Annotated in this window: 1 protein-coding gene; it reads left to right on the top strand. The window is 44.0% G+C overall.

From position 1 onward, the window contains the following. Nucleotides 1-233 (top strand): hypothetical protein (locus tag VT06_RS18700; RefSeq protein WP_235357475.1); only part of this gene is annotated, 233 nt, incomplete at its 5' end. Nucleotides 234-530 lie beyond the last annotated feature (297 nt).

The raw sequence follows: 530 nt of genomic DNA, 5'->3' as shown, positions 1-530 counted from the left end.
AGCTCGTTTATAAGTTTCACGGTACTTGTAAGTACTGTGGACACGATTACTTACCTAAGAGTACATCGCATCAATGGGGTGAAGCGATCGGAGGAGGGGCAGTTGGTATTCTACTTAGAGCTTATACAGATCTTGATTTACTTAGTATCGTCATCATCGGGGTTCTATTCATACTTGTTGTCCATAAACTCACTGGCTTGCTATACAGTTTAGAGCGCCTAGATGATTATTAGCCTTAGAGTGCATGGAAATAATTTACCAATCCGAATCCGCTGAATGCAGCCAATAAAAAAGCTGCCACAACCGAAGTTGCAGCAGCTTGTTAGTGGTTAACAGCTAAGGATAACGTTAAGCCAAACCTTAGTTGCGTTGCGCTTCGCTTTCTAAACGTAAGGCTTCAAACTCGTTGCCCTGCGCCCATTGTGGCCATACACGGCTGTTGGCTAAATCATTACCAACCCGGAAGAACACCCACAAATCTTGGTGAATACCGCGTAAATCCCACTCAGGGTTAAACTTATCGGCTACTT

The sequence above is a fragment of the Arsukibacterium sp. MJ3 genome (assembly GCF_000987765.1).
In the GTDB taxonomy this organism is placed as follows: domain Bacteria; phylum Pseudomonadota; class Gammaproteobacteria; order Enterobacterales; family Alteromonadaceae; genus Alishewanella.
Note: the sequence above shows the minus strand (reverse complement) of the source record. Positions and strands in the feature narration are given on the sequence as shown.